At 60.4% G+C, this 18,032-nt stretch carries 18 protein-coding genes and 1 pseudogene; 8 read left to right on the top strand and 11 right to left on the bottom strand.

Annotation, left to right across the window (positions count from 1 at the left end; all coding sequences use genetic code 11):
* The 5 genes and pseudogenes from WB650_RS09785 to kdsB form a co-directional block, all read right to left on the bottom strand.
* Positions 1-452, bottom strand: a pseudogene (locus WB650_RS09785) (hypothetical protein); the annotation flags it as partial.
* The gene (gene lptC, locus WB650_RS09780; RefSeq protein ID WP_422304224.1) at positions 430-1,029 is read right to left on the bottom strand and encodes an LPS export ABC transporter periplasmic protein LptC; all 600 of its coding nucleotides are present in this window, start codon (positions 1,027-1,029) and stop codon (positions 430-432) included. The gene lptC and the pseudogene WB650_RS09785, both read right to left, overlap by 23 nt.
* 155 nt (positions 1,030-1,184) lie before the next feature.
* Positions 1,185-2,018 carry a 3-deoxy-8-phosphooctulonate synthase gene (kdsA, locus tag WB650_RS09775; RefSeq protein WP_423960286.1) on the bottom strand — a complete coding sequence of 278 codons (834 nt, stop codon included), beginning with the start codon at positions 2,016-2,018 and terminating at the stop codon, positions 1,185-1,187.
* On the bottom strand, positions 2,015-3,670 hold the full coding sequence (locus WB650_RS09770) for a CTP synthase (protein WP_422303640.1): 1,656 nt from the start codon (positions 3,668-3,670) through the stop codon (positions 2,015-2,017). Before WB650_RS09770 ends, kdsA begins: the two co-directional genes overlap by 4 nt.
* A gap of 19 nt (positions 3,671-3,689) precedes the next feature.
* On the bottom strand, positions 3,690-4,418 hold the full coding sequence (kdsB, locus tag WB650_RS09765; RefSeq protein ID WP_422303641.1) for a 3-deoxy-manno-octulosonate cytidylyltransferase: 729 nt from the start codon (positions 4,416-4,418) through the stop codon (positions 3,690-3,692).
* A gap of 169 nt (positions 4,419-4,587) precedes the next feature.
* On the opposite strand from kdsB, the gene WB650_RS09760 reads away from it, so the two are divergent.
* The 7 genes from WB650_RS09760 (at position 4,588) to ftsH (ending at position 12,063) form a co-directional block, all read left to right on the top strand.
* Positions 4,588-5,154, top strand: coding sequence for a DUF3455 domain-containing protein (locus tag WB650_RS09760; protein ID WP_422303642.1), 567 nt, complete (start codon positions 4,588-4,590; stop codon positions 5,152-5,154).
* Between the two features lie 416 nt (positions 5,155-5,570).
* The gene (locus tag WB650_RS09755; RefSeq protein ID WP_422303643.1) at positions 5,571-5,996 is read left to right on the top strand and encodes a hypothetical protein; all 426 of its coding nucleotides are present in this window, start codon (positions 5,571-5,573) and stop codon (positions 5,994-5,996) included.
* A 208-nt stretch (positions 5,997-6,204) separates the two neighbouring features.
* Positions 6,205-7,236: an ABC transporter ATP-binding protein gene (locus tag WB650_RS09750; RefSeq protein WP_422303644.1), complete on the top strand. Its 1,032-nt coding sequence runs from the start codon at positions 6,205-6,207 to the stop codon at positions 7,234-7,236.
* Positions 7,236-7,823: an MlaC/ttg2D family ABC transporter substrate-binding protein gene (locus tag WB650_RS09745; RefSeq protein WP_422303645.1), complete on the top strand. Its 588-nt coding sequence runs from the start codon at positions 7,236-7,238 to the stop codon at positions 7,821-7,823. Before WB650_RS09750 ends, WB650_RS09745 begins: the two co-directional genes overlap by 1 nt.
* On the top strand, positions 7,820-8,926 hold the full coding sequence (locus WB650_RS09740; protein ID WP_423960284.1) for an ABC transporter permease: 1,107 nt from the start codon (positions 7,820-7,822) through the stop codon (positions 8,924-8,926). The genes WB650_RS09745 and WB650_RS09740 overlap by 4 nt, the downstream gene beginning before the upstream one ends.
* A 209-nt stretch (positions 8,927-9,135) precedes the next feature.
* Positions 9,136-9,858, top strand: coding sequence for an MlaA family lipoprotein (locus WB650_RS09735; RefSeq protein WP_422303647.1), 723 nt, complete (start codon positions 9,136-9,138; stop codon positions 9,856-9,858).
* 204 nt (positions 9,859-10,062) lie between these two features.
* Entirely contained in the window at positions 10,063-12,063 is a 2,001-nt protein-coding gene (gene ftsH / locus WB650_RS09730) for an ATP-dependent zinc metalloprotease FtsH (protein WP_423960282.1), read from the top strand.
* Between the two features lie 152 nt (positions 12,064-12,215).
* On the opposite strand, the gene WB650_RS09725 is transcribed toward ftsH, so the two are convergent.
* The 6 genes from WB650_RS09725 to WB650_RS09700 form a co-directional block, all read right to left on the bottom strand.
* Positions 12,216-13,451 (bottom strand): serine hydrolase, encoded by a 1,236-nt coding sequence (locus tag WB650_RS09725; protein ID WP_422302840.1) that lies wholly within the window; start codon positions 13,449-13,451, stop codon positions 12,216-12,218.
* 95 nt (positions 13,452-13,546) lie between these two features.
* A complete protein-coding gene (locus tag WB650_RS09720; RefSeq protein WP_422302839.1) occupies positions 13,547-14,254 on the bottom strand; it encodes a tetratricopeptide repeat protein in 708 nt (235 codons plus the stop codon).
* Between the two features lie 286 nt (positions 14,255-14,540).
* Complete coding sequence (locus tag WB650_RS09715) at positions 14,541-14,813, bottom strand: hypothetical protein (protein ID WP_422291764.1); 273 nt, start codon at positions 14,811-14,813, stop codon at positions 14,541-14,543.
* A gap of 211 nt (positions 14,814-15,024) precedes the next feature.
* Positions 15,025-15,750, bottom strand: a complete 726-nt coding sequence (locus tag WB650_RS09710; protein WP_422302837.1) for a glycosyltransferase family 2 protein — start codon at positions 15,748-15,750, stop codon at positions 15,025-15,027.
* A 15-nt stretch (positions 15,751-15,765) separates the two neighbouring features.
* Positions 15,766-16,245, bottom strand: coding sequence for a flavin reductase family protein (locus WB650_RS09705; protein ID WP_422302835.1), 480 nt, complete (start codon positions 16,243-16,245; stop codon positions 15,766-15,768).
* A 130-nt stretch (positions 16,246-16,375) separates the two neighbouring features.
* The gene (locus WB650_RS09700) at positions 16,376-16,891 is read right to left on the bottom strand and encodes a flavin reductase family protein (RefSeq protein ID WP_422304182.1); all 516 of its coding nucleotides are present in this window, start codon (positions 16,889-16,891) and stop codon (positions 16,376-16,378) included.
* A 126-nt stretch (positions 16,892-17,017) separates the two neighbouring features.
* Between WB650_RS09700 and WB650_RS09695 the strand changes: the two genes are divergently transcribed.
* On the top strand, positions 17,018-17,848 hold the full coding sequence (locus WB650_RS09695; protein ID WP_422304183.1) for a L,D-transpeptidase family protein: 831 nt from the start codon (positions 17,018-17,020) through the stop codon (positions 17,846-17,848).
* Positions 17,849-18,032 lie beyond the last annotated feature (184 nt).

Raw genomic sequence — 18,032 nt, 5'->3', positions numbered from 1 at the left:
GTCGACGACGACGCCGCAGGCGCAACGTCTGCGGCTGTCACCGGCACCTCCGGCGCCGAAGGCGCCGGAGCGGGCGCGACTGCGACGGCCGGCGCCGCAGGCGGCGCTTCTGCCGGCGCAGGCGCGACCGCAGGTTGCGCCTGCGTCGTATCCGATGCGGGCGCAGACGGCGGAGCGCCCGGCACTCCACCGGTCACGCTGATCGAATCTTCGCTCGAATCGTCGCTGTTGGCGCCTCGCGGAGCGGACGCCGCTGGCGGCGTCGAATTCGACGGCGTGTTGCGAATCGAGTCGCCGACGGTCCCCGAACCGCCAACCGCGGACGACGCGTCCGGCGACGACATCGGTGTGTTGACGCCATCCTGCGCCCACGTCGGTGACGCAAGCGCGATCGCGACTATCGCGCTCGCAAGTATTCGCGATACTCGGCTAACTTTGCTTGGGTTTTTCACTATCTTTCTTCGGCATCACTTCAGTCTGAACCTGCGTATGAAGTTCGAAGACCCGCGTCTTGGGATGCCCGCTGAGTCCAACTCCGGTCACTTTGAGTCCGTCGCCGATAACAGTCACGAGGCCGGGCGCTTCGACCTTGTCGTCATCAGGCATGAAGGTTGCGGAATCAGTGCTGAGGACGTAGTCGCCAAAATGGATTACGGTGCCGCCGGTCAGATACGCCTTGGTCACGTGATTCCCGTTCATCGTCAAATCCGCATGAGGCGAGTTGACGACCACCGGTTTGCCGTCCGACGAAACCATCGTGACGACCGCATCGGTCAGCTTCAGCATCGTCTTGTCCGCCGAATAATCGGCCTCGCCCGCGGTCAGCACCCACTGGCGCTCGCCGGCTTTCATCTGCGTCCAGTGGAAATTGTGCGCCCGAAGGAGAGTTCCCGGCACCAGCCCGGCCGCAGTCTGCAACACCTGGGTGGCAGAGCGATGCCGCACGATCCAGATGGTCGCGACCAGCAGGATCACCAGCGCGATCGCGCCAAAACCGGCCAGGAACTTAGCGATTCGCCTCGGACTCAAGTTCAATTTCTCCAATCGTCCACGGTAACAAGCACCTTTTTCAGAGTAAACCTAAAGGCGATTCGGCACCATACTTGCAATCCGCTGCGAACATGCACTCATTATTCCTTTGGCCGCCGCGAATCTAACTTCGTGCCAACACCCGTAAGTTTAGATCAATCGGACTTTTGAGACAGGTGATGGATTTGCTTGAGGGTTTCGAGCAGCGCCGGCAGGTCGTCGAGCCGATATGAATTGGGACCGTCGCTCAGGGCGCGGTCGGGATTCTCGTGTACTTCCATGAAAATTCCGTCGACTCCGGTCGCGACCGCCGCGCGCGCCAGTGGAGCCACGAACTCGCGCTGACCGCCCGAGGATATGCCACCCTCGCCCGCTCCAGGAAGCTGCGCCGAATGGGTCGCATCGAAGACGACCGGGTAGCCGAAGCCGCGCATGATCACGAGCGAGCGCATGTCGGAGACCAGGTTGTTGTAGCCAAATGAAAATCCGCGCTCGGTCAAAATGATTCGGCGCGTGCCTGCGCTCTCCGCCTTTGCAACCACCGCTTTCATATCCCACGGCGCCAGGAACTGCCCCTTCTTGATGTTGACAACGCAACCGGTCTTCGCGGCCGCGTCGATCAGATCTGTCTGGCGCGAGAGCAGCGCGGGAATCTGGATCACATCGACGACTTTTGCCGCGGCCGCTGCCTGCGACGGTTCATGGATATCAGTCAGCACGGCGACGCCCGCCTCGCGCTTCACCGCCGCCAAAATCTCGAGCCCTTCGACCAGACCAGGTCCGCGAAACGAGTTGTGGCTGGTGCGATTGGCCTTGTCGAATGAAGATTTGAAAACGAATGGCAACTTCGCGCGACGCGCGATATCCGCGAGCCGCGTCGCATGCCGGATGCATGAATCGTAGCTCTCGATCACGCACGGACCCGCGATCAGCACGAGCTCCGGGCCGCCGAAGATGGCGTCGCCGGCTTTGACCTGGGCCACGCTCACGAAACCGATCTCAGCTCCCGCACCTTCGGGCGCTTCACTCCGAGCTCAGCACGGCGCTGCACGGCCGCGCGAATCAATCCGCGAAAGAGAGGATGACAATCGAGCGGTCGCGACTTCAACTCCGGATGGAACTGGCCGCCGAGAAACCACGGATGCCCCTTCAACTCCATTATCTCGACCAGGCTGTTGTCGGGTGAGATGCCGGTCGCGACGAGTCCGACTTTTTCGAGCTTCTCGCGATACGAGTTGTTCACTTCCCATCGATGGCGATGCCGTTCCGAGATGCGCGCCTTGCGATACAGCGATGCCGCGATCGATCCCGACGTGAGCACCGCAGGGTACGCCCCGAGGCGCATCGTGCCGCCTTTCTTCGAGACGTCGCGCTGCGATTCCATTATATGGATCACGGGGTCGGGCGAGTCGGGCGCGTTCTCCGACGTGTTCGCGCGCTTGAGGCCAAGCAAATTGCGCGACGCTTCGATCACCATCATGTGCAGGCCGTAGCAGATGCCGAGAATCGGCACGCCGTTCTCGCGCGCATAGCGGACCGCGCGAATCATGCCCTCAGTGCCGCGCTCGCCGAAGCCGCCGGGAATGATTATCGCGTGCGCCTGCGCGAGGCGCTCCTCGACGTTTTGCTTCTCGAGCTCTTCGGAATCGACGTAGTCGATATTGACCCGCGCCTCATTGCTGATTGCGCCATGCGCGATCGCCTCGTGCAGGCTCTTGTAGGCGTCCTTCAAATTGACGTACTTGCCGACCACCGCGACGTTGACGGTAACCTTCGGACTCTGCGCGGCCTTGACGACTCGCCGCCATTTGGAAAGGTTCGGCTCGCCGGTCCAGATGTTGAGTCTCTCGCACACGCGCTGATCGAAACCCTCGTCGTGATAGCGCAGCGGCACTTCGTAAATCGTCGGCACGTCCGGCGCCGAGATGACGCAGTTCTCCTCGACGTTGCAGAAGTGCGCGATCTTCGCCTTGAGTTTTTTATCAAGTTGGTGATCGCATCGGCAGAGCAGGATGTCCGGTTGAATCCCGAGCCCGGTCAGCTCCTTCACGCTGTGCTGCGTAGGCTTGGTCTTGAGCTCGCCGGCGGTCGGGATAAACGGGACCAGAGTCAGATGCACGTACAGAACATTTTCACGGCCGAGGTCCCATCGAAATTCGCGCACCGCTTCCAGGAATGGCAGGCTCTCGATATCGCCGACTGTCCCGCCGATCTCAACGATAATCAGATCCGAGCCCTCGGCCGCGGCGAGGATGCGCCGTTTGATCTCGTCGGTGATATGCGGAATCACCTGCACGGTAGCGCCGAGGTAATCGCCGCGCCGTTCCTTCTGGATGACGGTGTCGTAAATCTGGCCGGTGGTGCAGTTGTTGCGCTTACCCATCGGAGTTTGCACGAAGCGCTCGTAATGGCCGAGGTCGAGATCAGTTTCAGCGCCGTCGTCAGTGACGAAAACTTCGCCATGCTGAGTGGGACTCATCGTGCCAGGATCCACGTTGATATAGGGATCCATCTTGAGCATCGTGACTTTGAGCCCGCGCGCCTCGAGCAACGCGCCGAGCGACGCGGCCGCCAGGCCTTTGCCTAGCGACGAAACCACGCCGCCGGTTACGAATATAAATTTAGTCTTTGCCCTCTCCAAGTCGATTCCCTCCCCATCCTCAACGAGTTGAATCCCCTGCCGCCTCGCGAGCGCGCGAAAGATCGTCCGCGGTATCTACTTCAATCGACGGCGCCACCGACCTGACCACCCTGATAACGTAACCATGTTCAAGCGCGCGCAATTGCTCCAGCTTTTCGATGCTCTCCAGCACGCCCATCGGAAGGGCGGCAAATTTCATAAGGAAGTCGCGCCGGTACGCATAAACACCGATATGGCGAAGCGCCTCTTTGGGCATTCCGCCGTCGCGGGCGTGTGGAATTGGGCTTCGGGAGAAGTATAGCGCGTGGCAGTCTGCGCTGCACACAACCTTCACCTTGTTCGGATCGGTCCACTCCAGATGGTCGATAATCGGCGTCGCCAACGTCGCCATTTGAATCGACGCATCGGCGCGCATCGCCTCGGCCAGCGCGTCGAGATCGTCGGGCGCGATGAACGGTTGATCGCCCTGCACGCCGAGATAGATGTCGGCGACGATCTTCGACGCGACCTCGGCGAGCCGATCGGTGCCGCTCGCATGCTCTGGCGAGGTCATAATCGCTTCGCCGCCCGCCGCCCGCACGGGCGCCGCGATTCGTTCGTCGTCAGTCGCGACGATCACGCGCGCGATCGATTTCGCTTTCGATGCCTGCCGCCACACCCGCACGATCATCGGCACTCCGGCGATCTCCGCCAGCGCCTTTGCGGGCAGGCGGGAAGATCCGTACCGCGCCGGTACGACGGCGATCACCGAGACATCGGCCAGAAACTTTCTCCGCAGTACGAGGATGTCGATCGAAGGGGCACATACATTGGTAACCGACCGCAGAGACCTTTGTCAATTTCGCCCGGTCGAATTGCCAACAATCCGCAGAAAAGCGGTTCTTGCCACGTTAGTTTGAAGATGGATTATTCGTTGCATGAATAGCGCAGACGACAGAGAAACTCAGGTCGCAAGCAAGATCGCAGGTAGCTCTCGCGCTCTCCGACGGGTCCTCGTCGCTGCTGTCTTCGCAGCGGTTGCAATCAGGTCGCATGGTGCAGAGCCGCAGACGCTGCCGTCAGTGCCGGAGATTCTCAAGCCGCCCGCCGGCGAACATCTGCGAGCGCACGCGCACGCATCGGGGCAACAGATTTACACCTGCGATGGATCAAAATGGATTCTCAGCGGACCCGATGCCAAACTCTTTGACCAAGCCGGACGAAATGTGGGCTCTCATTTTGCCGGACCAACCTGGCGATGGTTAGACGGAAGCCAGGTGACAGGGAGACCGATATCCAGTGCTGCTCCTAATCCGGATTCGATTCCGTGGCTGCTGCTGACCGCGACCGGCCACACCGGCAGCGGCGTGCTGACGAACGTTTCCAGCATCCAGCGCTTGCAGACAAAAGGCGGTGAGGCTCCCGCGAGCGGCTGTGCACCGTCGGACAAAGGGGAGCAGACTCGGGTCTCTTACACAGCCGAATACTACTTCTATGCTCCCTGATTGTATGTGTGCGCCAGGTTAGTATTCGCCCCACTGATGCTATCTAAGCCTCTCTATTAGACCGTTACGCCTTAAACTTTGGTGATCGCGACTCTGGCCTGCTGCGCGACAATCCCGCGGCATGCTGCTTGTGCGGTCATTTTTCACGCCTGCTAACGCGGAGGGTTGAAGAGCTGTAGTCGTCGAAAAAAGATCGCCCACACGGTCGGGCGCGCCGTCTCTCTGTCCCTCCTGAGCAGGAAAATAGCGACGCCGTGTGGGCTTTTTCGTTGGCAACCGCGTCTGGGAGTGAATCGGTATGAGTGATCGGACTTTGTACACGATGGCAGTGGTCCTGATGTCCGCGGCTTCAGTCCTGACCGGCGCAGCCGCAGCGTTGTGGATCCTCTGAGACGAAACCGCCGAGGTAGTCAGTCATGGACGATGCGGTCACGCGAATCGATACGACGATAGGTGCGGCGGGCGACGAACTCCGCGCCGACGCCGTCATGCCCGCGCAATTCTATCCGGCGCGGCGAGGCTCGGCTTCAGTCGAACCAATCATGCGCCTGATGGGCGGTATCCTTGCCGACGCGGTGCGAACTTTTCAGCGCAATTTCGAGGCGAAAAGTCCGGGCAGGCGACAGGAATTCAGGGAAGCCCGGTTCTGGATTTTCCATGACAAGGCCGACGGACCTTTCTCTTTCGAGGATGTGTGCGATGCCTTGGGAATCGACCCACGTCGTTTGAGGTCTTTGATCCTTACCTGGGAGAAAAACAAGCGCCCCGGGGATAAGCCGCGAATGATTCGGCGCTCAGCGGTCAAAACTGGCGGCCGAATGCAATCGAGTCGAAGAAAGTGATGCGCGAGCAGCGTTCAAAGAACTTTCTTGCAAACCGCGAGAGCAAATCGCAAAAGACGCTCCCGTCCATCCGAGACAATCCGTAGCTACGCCGGTAAATTCGCGCCGTTCGTCCAGGAAAGCTTCGTGGCGCAGATTGTGCTGTCACGATTCACGTCTCTCAGGTAAGCGCGGGCAGGCCCCCGAGCTTCGTAATCAGGCAGTTAAAATGCGAATCAGCCCAGCCACCACTGCATTGCGCAACAATTTGGGCAGGACAGGTCCTGGTACTCGCGGCGATCCATTCCTTCGGCCGGATCCCACTGACAAAAAGATCGCACTGCGTGTTGTCGCCCTGACCAAGCGCTACGGTACGACCACTGCCGTCAACGCATTGAATTTCGAGATTCTCGAAGGCGAGATTTTCGGCCTGCTAGGCCCCAACGGAGCGGGCAAGACCACCACGATTGCGATGCTCGCGACGCAGAACCGGCCATCATCGGGAGACGCGACGCTGTTCGGTCATAGCGCGAGCAGGAATCCATATCTCGTTCGCCAGATGATCGGTCTTGCACCGCAGGAAGTCTCGCTATACCCGGCGCTTACCGCGGCAGAGAACCTGCAGTTCTTCGGGCGCATCTATGGAGTGAGGCACGCTGAGCTGCGTGAACGTATCGACGAGTTGCTGGCACTGGTCGGATTGGAGGCTCACCGCGACGATCAGGTCGGCATTTTCTCCGGCGGTATGAAGCGGCGTCTGAATCTCGCAGTTTCGCTGGTACATCGGCCGAAACTGATTCTGCTCGACGAGCCGACTGCGGGAGTCGATCCACAATCGCGTGAGCAGATCCTGAAAATTATCGGCGGCCTGCGCGATGACGGCAACGCCATCCTCTACACCACGCACTACATGGAAGAAGCGGAGCGGCTTTGCGACCGCCTCGGAATCCTGAGCGAAGGCAAGCTCGTCGCAGTGGGCACTCTCGAGTCTCTTCTGAACGGTTTGGAATTCGCGGAAATCATCGAGGTGCGGGGACTGCCGGCTGGTTTCGATCTCGGCGGGATGAAGGCGTTGGGCGGAGTCAGCCAGATCGAGCGCCGCGACGGCGTCGTTCGACTGTACGTAAAACGCGCCACTGATTACCTGTGGCCGCTTCAAAAGATTCTCAGTCGCGCAGATCAAAATGTGCGCATCAAGATTGCGCCGCTCAGCCTCGAAAATCTTTTTCTACATCTGACCGGAATGGAGCTTCGCGATTGATGCGCACCTTATCCATCATGCTGGTGGCCGTGCTTCTGCTGGTCGCTCCGGCTCGGGCCGCGACCCCGCTCGATTACACGCGCACGACTCTCGAGCAGGCGCGCGTAATCGTCGCCGGCAGTCAGACTCACAACGAAAAGCTGGCTGCGCTGTCCACCCTGTTCAGCAAATTTCTCGACACTGACGAGATGGGTCGGGAGGCGCTCGGCCCGCATTGGTCGAGCTTTACGCCCGATCAGCAGCAGGAGTTCCTGGGTCTGTTCCGCGAGCTTCTCCAGCGGACCTACGTGCAGAAACTCCTGCTCTTCGAAAATCCGAATTTCGTTTATGCGGGCGAGCAGTCAACCGGCGCAGGCGCAGTCGTCGATACCAAAATCGTCACGCCGCGCGATCAGTTCGACGTTACGTATCGGCTAAAACCCGAGGGCGATACCTGGATGGCGACCTCGATCACGGTCGAGGACGTCAGTCTGACCGCCAACCTCGGCAGCCAGCTCAACGATCTCCTTTCGCGGATGAGCGTCGACGACGTGCTCACCCTGATGCGGCGGAAATACGGCAACGCCAGCGGCGAGGCCCAGTCATGAAGACGGTGGCGATGATGCTGAAGGACCTCCGGCTCATCTGCCGCGATCGTTTCGGCCTGATTGCGCTGCTGGTCGTTCCGATCGTGGTGATAATGGTCGTCGCTTCCGCCACGCAATCCGGCGACGGCAGCAAGAGCATCCTGTTCCCCGTCGTCAACGAGGATCAGGGACCGGTTGCAACTGCGCTGATTCGCGCCTTTCGCGAGCATCTTGATGTGCGCGAAGTGTCCCGCGCGACGGCACAACATCTGGTCGCCGAGGTGAACGACGCTCCCGCCGCACTCATCCTGCCACCCGAGTTGAGCAAGCGTTATCTCGCGCAAAAGCCCTCGACCGTGGAGATGCTCACCGATCCCGCGCAATGGCGCGAGCTCGAGGCGATCAAAGTGGTGATGCTGCTTGCCGATCGCGAGACGGCGTCGTTGGGCGATCCCTTCAGCCAGGAACTGCTGAGCGTGAAGGAGCGTAACATCACCGGCGACAACGTTTCGTTCTCGTCGCTCGAGCAAAATATCCCGGGCTTCAGCCTGATGTTCGTCCTGCTCACCCTGATTTTCAGCGTATCGCTGGCGCTGCGCGAGGAGGAAGTGTGGGGCACGAGTGCGCGGCTCTCGGTCGCGCCGGTGCCTCCCGCGTCTCTCCTCGGCGGAAAGCTGCTGGCGCGCCTGGTAGTAGGCACCGCGCAATTGCTCCTGCTGCTGGTGTTCGGACATTTCGTTTATGGGCTCAGGCTCGGCCATTCACCGGTCGCTATGATCCTGGTGGCGACTGCAGTGGTCGCCTCGATGACCTGCTTCGCCGCCGTGATTGCCGCATTCGTGCGCACGCGCGAGCAGGCGATTCCGGTAGGTCTGGCGGTGGCGTTCGTGCTGGCTTCACTCGGCGGATTGTTCTGGCCTTTGTACGACTTGCCGCGACTGATGCAGCAAATCGCGAACGCGCTCATCACCACCTGGTCGATGTCGGCGCTGCAGGACGTGATGCTGCGCGACAAAACTCTCATCGCAATTTCAACTGAGCTGCTGGTGCTGGTGGGTTACGGCCTCGTGTCTTTCCTTATCGCATTGCGACTCTTCCGCTACGGAGGCGAAGCTCATTCGTGATGGAGTTTCAAACCTTGCATAACACTTCCCAACCCCTTGCGGGGCGGGGAACTTCGGCAACCTACGCGGATTCACCACACGGGCGCCTGGTCCTGTTGCTTGTGGTTGCGATTCTATCGGTCGTCGTCATCAGTTTGGCCGGATGTTCCGGGCAACGTGACGCTTCGCGCGTGCGCGATCAGCAAGCGCGGGAGGCGCTTGCTTCGGATATGCCATCGCCGAGCGAGGAGATGGATTACGATCCGTGGGAGAAGTTCAACGACAAGACCTTCTACTTCAACTTCGATCTAGCCGACCATTACGCGATAAAGCCGGCCGCCAAGGTCTGGGCGAAAACGTTTCCTGCCGAGGTGCGACAAAGTCTGGCTAACGCGTTCTACAACCTGGCGATGCCGAAGCGGTTCGTGAACAAGGTCCTGCAAGGCAGGCTGCCCAGTGCCGGCATCGAGCTCACGCGCTTCGTCGTCAACACGACAGTCGGAGTCGCTGGTTTGTTCGACCCTGCTTCGCGCCTGGGTCTCGAGAAGACTGACGCCGATAGCGGAGAGACCTTTGCGCTCTACGGCGCGAAGCCCGGACCCTACCTGGTATTGCCGTTGTTGCCGCCGCTGGACGTGCGCGACGCATTTGGGTTCGCCGCTGATTCATTCATGGATCCGCTTTCGTGGTTCATCACGCCGATCGGCGCCGACTTCGGCCGCGCCGCCGCGAGTAGAATCAACGAGCGCGCGAATAACATGAAACTGTACGACGACGTCGAGGACACTTCGCTCGACCTGTACGCCGCGGTGCGAAACGGCTACCTCCAGCGGCGCCGCAAGGCAATTCAAGACGCCATCATCGATCGGGATCGAACCTGGGAAAGATTCACCGATCCTTTCGAGCATCACGAGAAATCGACGCCTGGAGAGGACGCGCAATCGACGGAATAAGCCGTTAAATTGAACGGCGGCGATGCGCGCATAGCATCGCCGCATACGCCCGCCTTTGCGTGGATGACTTTGATCCAAACTTGGCCGCTGGCCTAAACTGGAGGTGGCGCTGCGCCTCGAGTTTGGGGCGTCATGATCCTGCTCCACATAGATCTCCGCGGTTCGAACCATCACCCAGAAGGATACTTTGCTAACGTTAAAAAGATGGCGCAGCAGCAACCCCTGCCCGAAAACAGAACTCCCGAGAAACAGCCGCAGCTGCCGCGAGGTGCTCTGCTCTGGTGGCTGATCTCGCTGGCCCTGATGTTCTGGTATCTGACCGGATTGTGGCCGGCGCCTCATCCTAAGGCTCCCATCCCTTATTCCGTTTTTGTCGCGCAGGTACGCGCAGACAATGTCACCCGGGTCCATATTGCCGTCGATCAGATCGACGGAACTTTCGCAAAGCCTCTCGTCTGGCCACCTGCGAGTGGGACTCCCGAGGCGTCGTCGAAACCTTCCGCGCCCTCTGCGTCGCCACCTCCTTCTTCAGCGAAAGCAGCCGCGCCTGCTCCGATAGCGTACCGCGAATTCACGACGACCTTTCCGGCGGCGGTCGGCGACCCTGGATTGATGCCCCTGCTGATTGCGCACCACGTCGTCGTAGATGTGTCATCGTCTTCGACGCCGTGGTTCGTGGCGATGCTGGTTGACTGGGGACCGCTGATACTTCTGTTCGGGTTCTTCTGGTGGATGAGCAACCGGGCCGTCCGCAGCCAATCGGGTGTGTTCGGATTCGGACGGATGAGGGCCAAGCGCTACAGCAGCGAGCAGCCAAAGGTCACCTTCAACGACGTCGCGGGGGCGGACGAAGCCAAGTCCGAGCTTCAGGAGGAGGTCGACTTCCTTAGAAATCCCCAGAAATACCGGGATTTGGGGGCACGCATACCCAAGGGCGTGCTGCTGGTCGGACCACCCGGAACCGGCAAGACTCTCATGGCTCGTGCGGTAGCGGGCGAAGCCGGGGTTCCGTTTTTCAGCCTCAATGCCTCGGAGTTCATCGAGATGTTTGTAGGTGTGGGAGCGAGCCGCGTGCGAGATCTCTTCCGGCAGGCCAAGGAGGCGGCCCCTTCTATAGTGTTTATTGACGAGCTCGACGCGGTCGGGCGGCGGCGCGGCGCGGGCCTCGGAGCGACCAACGACGAGCGCGAACAGACGCTGAATCAATTACTGGGCGAACTCGACGGTTTTGACGAGCGCACCGAGGTGATCACTATTGCGGCGACCAATCGGCCGGACGTTCTCGATCCAGCACTGCTGCGGCCGGGACGTTTCGATCGCCAGGTGGTCGTCGGTCTTCCGGATCGAAAAGGACGCGAAGGCATCCTGCGTATCCATACGCGCAAGCTGCCACTTGCCTCCGATGTCGATCTGGATAATCTCGCACGCCGAACGATAGGAATGAGTGGGGCGGATCTGGCGAACCTTTGCAATGAAGCCGCGCTTACCGCGGCGAGACACAATCGATCGGCGGTTACCATGGCCGATTTCGAAGAGAGTGAGGACAAGATACGGATGGGTGCCGCGCAGCAACACTTGGTGAACCCGAGCGAGCGCCGCGTGGTCGCCTATCACGAGTGCGGCCATGCAGTGGTTGCGTGGATGACGCCGGCCGCCGATCCAGTTCATAAGGTGACGATTGTGCCGCACGGCCAGGCGCTTGGAATGACCGAGCAGCTTCCGGGAGAAGAGCGGCACAATCTCAGCCTGTCCTATATAAAGGCGCGGCTGGCCGTGATGTTGGGCGGGCGCACCGCAGAGGAAATCGTCTTCGGCGAGGTGACGACGGGCGCCGAGAATGACCTGGTCGAGGCGACGCGCCTTGCTCGGCGGATGGTGACTCGCTGGGGAATGAGCAAGCTCGGACTGGTCGCTTTCAAGACCGACGAGCAGCAGCCTTTCCTGGGTTACGAAATTGCGCAGGGACGCGATTATAGCGAAGCGACGGCGGCGCGCATTGACCAGGAAGTCCTGCGGATGCTCCAGGAGACCCACGATCGAGTCCGCCGCTGTCTTACCAACTCACGAGAGCGGCTGGATCGGCTGGCAGAAGCGCTGCTGAGGGAGGAGACCGTCGGTTCCGACGAGCTGAAAAGCATCCTCGGCCCGCGCCTCGACTCTGGACCAGAGGAGTTCGGGGAGCTTACCGCGAATTCGCAGAAATAGTACGCGAGTGAAGACCTCTGACGCGCGAAACTACTTGCCGCGGATTCGGGTGCGGCGCATTTTGCGCAGGCGGGATTTTGCCTGATGCGGATCGCTCTTTTTCTTGCGAGCCAGTTTCCGGTTGCGCCGGTTTCGTTGTTTCGAAGCTACCTTCATTGGTTCTCCTGACCTGCATTATTCGTCGATGGCGGCGCGGACGCGTTGTACGCCTCGCCCCCTAATGTGTGCGGCGCGGTGAATGCGATTGGGCTTATCGCCATCACTTCCGTCGCTGCCTGTCCTTCGTCCTGGGCTATCACGCGCCCGAGAGGCTCTCCTGTCGTGACGGGCCCGTTGATCGCTGGCGGCACATCGTACACGAGCTTTACCGCAGAGGCATCGGCCTTCGGCACCACGAGTTTGAGTTCGTGCGCCGCGACCGGCTGAATCAGCGGACCCTCGTGGACCTGCACCTGGACCGGAATCGGCTGTCCGGACTTCAGCAACGACACCGCAGTGAATTGGTCGAAGCCCCACTCCATCAGTTTGGCGGCCTGCGCAAAACGCTGCGCATTCGACGGCGCGCCAAGAATAACCGCTATCAACCGCATATTCTCGCGCTTGGCGGTGGTGGTGACGTTGAATCCCGCCTGGTAGGTGAAACCGGTCTTGAGCCCGTCGCATCCTTCGAAATGGCCGATCAGATGATTGGTGTTGTTCAGGATGGCGACGCCGTTGTCGAAATCCATATGCTCCTGGCTCGACCACATCAGCAGGTTAGTTTCGCGGATAATCGCGCGGCCCACGATTGCGAGGTCGTAGGCTGTTGTGCGATCGGCGTCGTGAGTCGGGCGCGGCGGGAGTCCATCGACGGTCTGATAGAGCGTATGGTTCATCCCGAGTTGTTGCGCCCGCTCATTCATCATGCGGACCATCGCCTCGACCGAGCCACCGATCTTTTCCGCGACTGCGACCGCGGCGTCGTTGGCTGATTTGACCAGCGCCGCTTTCATCAGTTCGCGCAGCGGATATACGTCGCCTTCCTTTAGGCCGACGCGCGAGCCGCCCGTATGCGCCGCGCGTTCCGAAATTCTAACCGGGTCATTGCCACTGAAACGGCCCGCGTTGATCTGCTCCTGCGCGACCAGCAAGTTCATCATCTTAGCCATCGAGGCCGGCGGCCATTCCATGTCTGCGTTGTAGGCCATCAGCACGCGCCCGCTGTCGGCATCCTCGAGCAGAGCGCCCTTGTAGAGCGGTCCGCCGGAAGTGGCAGCCCGAGCCGCGTGCTTCGAATGAGTTGTCTTATGCACCCGGCGCCATTGAGCAGAAGCGCGAGCAGGCGACGCCGCGAACACGATCGCGATGCTCAACATCGCGGCCGAGCCGAGCCAACCTGTAGATTTCAAACTAACGAACCCCCGAGACCCATTGAACAAATTCCACCACTTCCCCAAATCCACCACCTACCTTCGTCGTCAGCGTTAGTCCGAAGCTGCCCCGTTCAGGGAATGCGGATGAACCCGGTTGATTCGGGCGTGGGCTTCGAGCCACTGCTTTCGACGTGTTGCAAAATCGCAAGGTTGGTCCGCGCCGGCGTATAATCGGGAATCTCACCGACCAGCTCGTTCCATTCCTGGCTTGCTCTGACGTAATTGCCTTCCTCGGCGTAAATTGCGCCGAGCGTGTTGCGCGCGTCCGGTTGACTCGGATCGATTTGCAACGACAGTAGCGCTTCCTGCTCTGCTTGTGCGAGAGCTCCGCGACGCTCATAGGCGAGCGCGAGGTTGAAGTGGGTCTCGGGCCGCTCCGGTCCGAGCAGTGCGGCCAACCTCAGCACCTGGGTTGCGTCGCGAGTCTGGCCGGAATCGAGATAGAGCAGACCGAGATTCAAAAACAATTGCCAATCGTTGAGGCCAAGCTCGATCGCCTTTTGATATTCGGCGAGTTCCTGACGATGTTCGCCGACGACGCCGTAAGCAAACCCAAGGTGATAGTGAGCGAGTGCGTTGTCCGGATCGTTTTCAATCACGACCCGATGACGGCGAATGGCTTCCGGGTAATCTTCCATGCCCAGGAAATAGTCTGCCAGCGGATCGCAGACCTGCTCGTCGGAAGAACTGCTTTTGGCGCTGGCGCGGGCGCTGATGGGCGACTGGAAAACCAGCGCAATCAGTGCAAGCAGGCAAATCATCGAACGCCGAAAGCTCAACAACTTCTCAACTCCCTGCGGCCAACGATACCCGCAGGAAGAAATGAGATGCTAGCAGGAATTTTCTCCGCAAAAAAACGCGCAGCGTGCTTTTACGACGCTGCGCGCGAAAAAAGGCGTCGTGCCAGTCATCGCGAGCCGGACGAACCAGCTTCGCGCAACCAGCCGATCGCCGGAGGCAAAGCGAACTTTGCCCCCCGACCCTTAATGGATCGATCGGCTTCAGGCGATTCGAAACAGGGCGGCCGCCGTGCGCGGTCGCCCTGTCGAATTATCCGTCAAATTGTTACGGATTGGCCGGGGGAGCCATCGCCGGCGATGCTTCTGCTCCCGGGGATGCCATATCGCTGGCCGAGGCGTCCGCCTTCTTCTTGTGGTGGAACAGGTGGTGGTGATGATGCTTGGGGGCCGGCGATGCTTCCCCTTCGGGTGCCGCCATGCTGCCCTCAGCCGCAGGCGCTGCCATGCTCGGCTCGGCCGCTGGGGCCTGGGCGAATGCCGGCATCGCCAACGCGGTGGCGAAGAAAGCTGCGGAGAGGATTGATAGGGTGCGCTTCATACTCGTGGATCTCCTTGATCTGGGGCGGCCCTTAATGGGACGCAATGTGACTATTAAGCGTATTGCTATACCTGTGCCATCGCTGCGCGGCAAGAACTTCCTACAAAATTCCTTGATTTCATCCTACGGGAACCGCGCGGTGACGCAATCGGTCTACCGTCTATCCGCTTTGCGTACGGGCGATTCCCACCGCGGAGAGGCCGAGACTCTCCTATCCTTGCCCTTGGCGTTCGTCTCTTAACTCGCGATACAGTGCTATCAGTTCCTTAAACGCCCGTGCGACCACCTTGAGATTTGCGCCCGATTGCTCGCCGGTCAGCCGCGGCAGATGCTGCACGTCCACCTCTTTTACCTTGGCGTGACGCCCCGCCAGCCGCGCCATCAGCTCGGTCGAGATCATCGCGCCATGCGCGCGCAATACCATCCCGTCGAGCTTTTCGCGCTTGAACAGTTTCAAACCGCAATCGATGTCGGTGATGGTGATGCCGAGCAGGACGCGGACGAGAGTCGTCCATGCCTTGCCGTTGACCCGTCGCATCAAGTGGTCCGCGCGATGCTTGCGGCTTCCGCAAACCACGTCGTACTCGGGAACAAACGGCGTCAGCTTCTCGAGATCCGCGGGATCGAACTGGCCATCGCCGTCGCATAGCAGCACGTAGGGCTGAGTGGCGGCGCGAATCCCGGAAATCACCGCACCGCCGTAGCCGCGATTCACCGGATGACGCACGACCTTGACGTGTGAGTCCTCGGCGGCGAGTCGCTCGGCAATTTCGCCGGTGCGATCCCGGCTGCCGTCGTCAACCACGATCACTTCGAAGTCGTCTGCGACCCGCGGGCATTCGGCGATCCACGAGCGCACAACGCGCTCGACGTTGCCTTCCTCGTTATGCGACGGCAGGAAAACGCTGATGCCTGGGATACGGGCGACGGCGCTCACGTTGGCGTTTGCGGTCTAATCGCCAAGCTCGCGGTATCCGCCGCGGAAGAACAGGAGAGGCTTGCCTTCATGCGGAGTTTCGGCCTGCTCGATCTCGCCGAGGTAAATCGTATGGTCGCCGCCGTCGATCGCGACAGTCACCTTGCATTCCAGATACGCAAGCGCGCCGTCGAGGATCGGTGCGCCGTTCGCGCCGATCTTGTAGCTGATGCCTTCGAACTTGTTGCCGCCGCTGACCGCAAACTTGCGCGACAGCGCCTCCTGGTCGGACGCCAGTACGTTGACGGTGAAGATTTTGCTCTCCTCGAAACACGGATAGCTCTCAGCCTTCTTGTCGACGCACACCAGCGCGAGCGGGGGAATCAGCGAGACGGAAGTGAACGCGTTGGCAGTCAGGCCATGCAATTCACCGGAGGTGCGAAGCGACGTGATCACGGTAACGCCGGTTGCGAAATGACCCATCACGCGCCGCAGTTCGTTCTTTTCAATTGCCATCTAAATCTCTCCGCGCGCGGATGCTATCAGACGATTTTGCCGGTGGTCAAAGCGGGGCGGGCACGGCGGCCAGCCCCACGGTTGCCCGCCGGGCAAAGGTTAAGTGGGGCGGGCCGCCGTGCCCGCCTTCCTAATCCCATCCGGAGCGATCGCGCGCGACCACATTCTTGCCGCCGAGGTAAACGTAGTCGAGATCGAGCGACGTCAGCGGACGATCGTTCGCGCTAATCCGGACGCTCACCGGTGACGCCACGAAAATCGTGTGATCGCCAGCGACGCGGCTGTCGACCACGCGTGCTTCCAGAGCGATCATCGCAAGTTTCAGCCATGGCACTGAGAGGGTCGGCGAAAGCTCGAACTCGATCGTGTCGAGATTGTTGTCGCGGCGGGCGCGCGGCGAATAAAAGTAATCTTCGAGCTCGCGGCCGCGGCGTCCCACGATGTTCAGGCCGAATGCGCCGGTTCTGGCGATCACGGCGTTGCTGAAGTGCGCGTTATCGACCGCCGCCGTGAACATCACGGGCTCGCCCGAGACCTGCGCGACCCACGACGACGACATCCCGTGGCATCGCCCATTCTCCTGCGTGGTCAAAACATATATTCCGGTGGTGAGACCGGTCATCGCGCGCGCAAGATTGTTCTCCATTGCAAGAAAGCTCCCGAGGTCGCTCGCCGATAAATCAAATATTCACGCTACGTTACAATTGACCTTCGCACCAAGCATTTACAAAATGCATAATGTGACCGCGATGCTGGAGTTTGGCTGGAGCTGATGGGCAGGATTGTTGGATCGTTCACGGCCGCGTTGATTGGCGCGACTATCGTCTTGATGTGCGCCGCCGAGCCTGTGCTCGCCGGGCCCGCCGCAATGTTGGCGCAGCAGAACGAGCCGATCACTGCCGGTGACGCCGCGAAGGCAGGCACGCTGCCGCCGCCTCCACCGTACAATCCGAAGCAGGTCCAGTATGTAGATCCAGGGATGCCGACGCCCGAGCCGCCCGGTCCTGGAACTACTCCCACCCCGACGCCGACCGCGGCGCCTACTCCGCGACCGCTCCCGCAAGTGAAAATTGAAGGGGTGCGGACCGATCGCGTGCCGACGCCGGGTCAACTCCTGTTCGACAAGACCCGCGCTATCGCTTTCGACGATCCGTTCAATTGGTCGGTGACGATTTTCAAAAAGCGCCACCAGTTGATCGTCTACTACAAAAGCCGGCTCTTTAAGAGCTACCACGCCGTGTTCGGACGGAGTTTCGAGCCCGGCACAAAATTGTGGGAGGGAGACCGGCGCACGCCCGAGGGCGTCTACGCAATTATCGATAAGCATCCCAGCGCCCGCTGGGATTGGTTCCTCACCTTGAACTATCCAAACGACCTCGACCGCCATCGGTACGAACAAATGCGCGACGACGGCGAGGTGCCGCATGAAGATGGCCACCCGGTAGGCGTAGGCGGCAGAATCGGAATCCACGGCACCGACGAACCCGAGCTCAACCGCGGCGACATCAACTGGACCACGGGATGCATTTCGGTCGAAGACGAAGACATCGAAGAGCTGACGCGACTCCTACCCAAGGGCACCTTGGTGATAATCAATCCCTGACGGGGAAGGGTAAATCACTTTATTGAAAGTGAAACCCGCGATGGGTTTCACGCTTCCTTCGGCAGGGGTGACCCCTGCACCCAGTGAAAAGAAATCGCGAAATGTTGAGGACAACCTTTCGCTCTCCGGCTCTTGATTTTGGTGGCACAGGCTTTAGCCTGTGATTTTCTGGTCCATGCAAATC

It is taken from the genome of Binatus sp. (SeqCode) (assembly GCF_049584895.1).
Taxonomy (GTDB): Bacteria; Desulfobacterota; Binatia; order Binatales; family Binataceae; genus Binatus.
The sequence above is the reverse complement of the archived record's forward strand: the minus strand, read 5'-3'. Positions and strand labels throughout refer to the sequence as shown.

Bases quoted from the DNA above. Each gene is read 5' to 3' on its own strand.
- WB650_RS09760 (WP_422303642.1), top strand. From the start codon at position 4,588: ATGAATAGCGCAGACGACAGAGAAACTCAGGTCGCAAGCAAGATCGCA.
- WB650_RS09755 (WP_422303643.1), top strand. From the start codon at position 5,571: ATGGACGATGCGGTCACGCGAATCGATACGACGATAGGTGCGGCGGGC.
- WB650_RS09750 (WP_422303644.1), top strand. From the start codon at position 6,205: ATGCGAATCAGCCCAGCCACCACTGCATTGCGCAACAATTTGGGCAGG.
- WB650_RS09745 (WP_422303645.1), top strand. From the start codon at position 7,236: ATGCGCACCTTATCCATCATGCTGGTGGCCGTGCTTCTGCTGGTCGCT.
- WB650_RS09740 (WP_423960284.1), top strand. From the start codon at position 7,820: ATGAAGACGGTGGCGATGATGCTGAAGGACCTCCGGCTCATCTGCCGC.
- WB650_RS09735 (WP_422303647.1), top strand. From the start codon at position 9,136: ATGCCATCGCCGAGCGAGGAGATGGATTACGATCCGTGGGAGAAGTTC.
- ftsH (WP_423960282.1), top strand. From the start codon at position 10,063: ATGGCGCAGCAGCAACCCCTGCCCGAAAACAGAACTCCCGAGAAACAG.
- WB650_RS09715 (WP_422291764.1), bottom strand. From the start codon at position 14,813: ATGAAGCGCACCCTATCAATCCTCTCCGCAGCTTTCTTCGCCACCGCG.
- WB650_RS09705 (WP_422302835.1), bottom strand. From the start codon at position 16,245: ATGGCAATTGAAAAGAACGAACTGCGGCGCGTGATGGGTCATTTCGCA.
- WB650_RS09700 (WP_422304182.1), bottom strand. From the start codon at position 16,891: ATGGAGAACAATCTTGCGCGCGCGATGACCGGTCTCACCACCGGAATA.
- WB650_RS09695 (WP_422304183.1), top strand. From the start codon at position 17,018: ATGGGCAGGATTGTTGGATCGTTCACGGCCGCGTTGATTGGCGCGACT.